Annotated in this window: 2 protein-coding genes and 1 pseudogene; 2 read left to right on the top strand and 1 reads right to left on the bottom strand. The window is 58.5% G+C overall.

The annotated features are described in order from the left end of the window. Window positions 1-358: 358 nt before the first annotated feature. Window positions 359-1,338 (top strand): annotated as a pseudogene (locus Y707_RS27655) (RNA polymerase sigma factor); the annotation flags it as partial. Between the two features lie 151 nt (window positions 1,339-1,489). On the opposite strand, the gene Y707_RS0119410 reads toward Y707_RS27655, so the two are convergent. Further along, complete coding sequence (locus tag Y707_RS0119410) at window positions 1,490-1,954, bottom strand: SRPBCC family protein (RefSeq protein ID WP_026536307.1); 465 nt, start codon at window positions 1,952-1,954, stop codon at window positions 1,490-1,492. A 649-nt stretch (window positions 1,955-2,603) separates the two neighbouring features. Between Y707_RS0119410 and Y707_RS0119405 the strand changes: the two genes are divergently transcribed. Continuing rightward, entirely contained in the window at window positions 2,604-2,876 is a 273-nt protein-coding gene (locus Y707_RS0119405; protein WP_026536306.1) for a hypothetical protein, read from the top strand. Window positions 2,877-2,984 lie beyond the last annotated feature (108 nt).

Genomic DNA, 2,984 nt, shown 5'->3' with positions numbered 1-2,984 from the left:
TTGGAATGCATGGGCTCTGATATGTCGGTCCGGATGTGAAACATTTGTTTGCTGTTGACAGTTCAGTCTAATGAAAGTTATTTCTCAGTATGCTTTCCGACTTATTCATGGGCTCCGCCGGTAGTAGTGGTAACTTCTTTGTTGGCGGTCGCCATGGACTCGAAGAAAAGGATTCCCTGTGCCATCAGTGAAGACGCCGCATCAGAATGGTTCCGCGCGGGCGGATACGGGCAATACCAGCACCCCCGCAGGCACCACGCAGGTACAAAGTGGTGCCGGCACGGGATCGGAGACCGGAGTCGGTGCTGCAGGCTCTGCGGGCACGGTTCCCGCGGAGGACAACGGTGATGGCTATCAGAGTTCGGGATTCATCTCTATTGGGATGCCGACGATGAGGATGCGCCGGTTCAGCAGGTACTTGTTGCGGGTGCGTCCGTGGATCCGGTGAAGGATTATCTCAAGCTGATCGGGAAGGTGGCGCTGCTTAACGCTGCGGAGGAGGTGGATCTGGCGCGGCGGGTCGAGGCCGGTCTTTATGCCGGTCATAAACTCGCCGGCGACGGCGACCTCGGGGAGAAGCTGTCACGTGAACTGCGGTGGCTGGTCCATGAGGGCGAGGCTGCCAAGAGGCATCTGATTGAGGCCAATCTGCGTCTGGTGGTCTCGGTGGCCAAACGTTATACGGGCCGGGGCATGTCTTTTTTGGATCTCATCCAGGAGGGGAATCTGGGTTTGATCCGGGCGGTGGAAAAGTTCGATTACGCTAGGGGATTCAAATTTTCCACGTATGCGATGTGGTGGATCCGGCAGGCCATCACCCGCGCCATGGCGGATCAGTCGCGTACCATCCGTCTTCCAGTGCATGTGAACGAGGTGATTAATAAGCTTGCCCGCACACAACGCGAGCTGCTCCAGGACCTGGGCCGGGATCCGGAGCCTGCGGAGCTGGCTCTGGCACTGGATATGACAGTCGAAAAGGTCGACGAGATCCAAAGGTACGGGCGCGAGCCCATCTCCCTGGACACTTCGCTGGGTGAGGACGGAGACACCAGCTTCGGCGATCTGATTGAGGATTCGGACGCCGTCGTACCGGCCGAGGCCGCGGATGCTGTGTTCCTGCGTGAGCAGCTCCATGCAGTACTCGATACCCTGACTGAGCGGGAAGCGGGGATCATGGCCCTGCGCTACGGTCTGGTCAACGGCAAGCCCGCGACCCTTGCCGAAACAGGTCAAGCCTATGGTGTCTCCCGGGAGCGTATCCGGCAGATACTAGCCCAATCCATGGACAAGCTCCGCCACCTCTCACGAACTCAGGTGTTACAGGACTACTTGGACTAAAGCCAACAAGGAAGTGTCTTTGTGACAGTGTGCCGGCACCATAACCGGCCGCCGCCGGGCAAAGACCACGCCATCCTTCTCCGGCGTAATGGCGTTCCCGTTAGGGCCCATGAACCGTGGTCCGGTCCTGCGCCGGTGCCGCGGCGGCCGGTTATGCCTGGGAGACCGTTGCAGCCAGGTTCTCCAGTGAGGATTCGAGGTCCTCCTGGGGGACCGCGGGAAAGGAAACCTTTTTGAGTACGTCCTTGTCCGTGACTCCGCTCCAGTCGTAGGTGATGGAAACTTCCGTGGAATCGGGCCCCTTGGGTGTAAGCTCCCAGACCCACTGCCAGCCGGGAGGCTCTTCGCCCTGGACAGCCGTTTGCCAGGCCAGCAACTTATTCTCGTCAAAACCTGTGACGTGGTTTTCGGTCTTGTATTCCCCGCCCATTTTCTCCCATTGCATGTTCATGGTGAAAACCTGCCCGACGCCGGAGATGCGGTCGGACTTTTCGTCGGACTGAACCATGCCCGAGCCATCGAGCTGGGCGTGGCGTTCCGGATTGGAGAGCACCTCAAAAATCACGTCCGCTGAGGCGTCGATGTTTCTCGTGGCAGTAATTTTTCCCTCTGTCATGTTTACTCCTGACCTTCGTTGGGGTTTAGCGCGTTAGGGACACTGGGCCCCGCGTAGGGCCGCTGAGCTGTTCGACAACAGAGCGGGGGGAGACCTTCGCGGTCGTGCCGTTCACGCTGCAACGTCACTAAGGCGCGCCCGCCTTTGGTTTCTTTCCCTGGCGGTGGTGGCGGTGTAGGGGTTGCAATCTGTACCAGTCTCTGGCGCCCGTTGATGTTCAAGTCGACAGCGTTCCTTCCGCAGGGACGGTGTGCCATCGGGCGGACCATGAAGCAAGCATACTGACTATTAATTGTGGATGCCAACCGCGTTCCAGGCGAGGTCGCACGTGCGTCTTCGGGAGCGGATCCGTTGGTCTTTATTCGAGGCGCCGCCCTGGCATATGCGCCCGTTGCCGGTATTCGTGATTTTCGAAACCCCGCAGGCACCATTGCCGTCATCGGCCATTGGTCGGGCCGCTCGCATTATCCGCGGGCGAAGCACTACCTTGTAAGCATGCCTGGTATATAAATTGCCTGCAGATGCACATATAGACGCATGCACATGGTCTGCCGCGAGAGCTCAGCTATGCCGCATATGGATCGGTAAGATCCGGCCAGTTCTTCAGGCTCCCGTTCAGATCCGTACATCAAACAGGGAAGGAACCACTGTGAACACCAACAAGCACGGGACACCGTCTGAAAGTAACAGCAATGAGAGTGCTGGCCAGGCTTCAGGCCCGAGGTCTACCGGCCCGAAAGTACCGGAGTCCGAAGGTAGGGAAAGCTTCGATGAAGCCGTCACCGAACATCTCAACGAGGAAGACAGCGACCAGACAGCTGAAGAAAAGCCCGGGGGAGAGGCGGAGGGCAAGAGAAACAACCAGCCCGCTCTGGAGGAACAGACTGATGACGGAAATCCAGCGAAAACGGACAATGAATGATGACGACGTCCGGCGAATCGCGCTAGTTCGACGTTGATGGTGGGCTCTCCGAGCCAGGAACCCAAACTTTACGTATGCGCCCGTTATCGGCGCTCACGGATGTTGAGT

The sequence above is a fragment of the Arthrobacter sp. H14 genome, from assembly GCF_000520495.1.
Taxonomy (GTDB): domain Bacteria; phylum Actinomycetota; class Actinomycetes; order Actinomycetales; family Micrococcaceae; genus Arthrobacter_C.
Note: the sequence above shows the minus strand (reverse complement) of the source record. Positions and strands in the feature narration are given on the sequence as shown.

Excerpts from the sequence above, each read along its gene's own strand:
- Y707_RS0119410 (WP_026536307.1), bottom strand. The coding sequence starts at position 1,954 with ATGACAGAGGGAAAAATTACTGCCACGAGAAACATCGACGCCTCAGCG.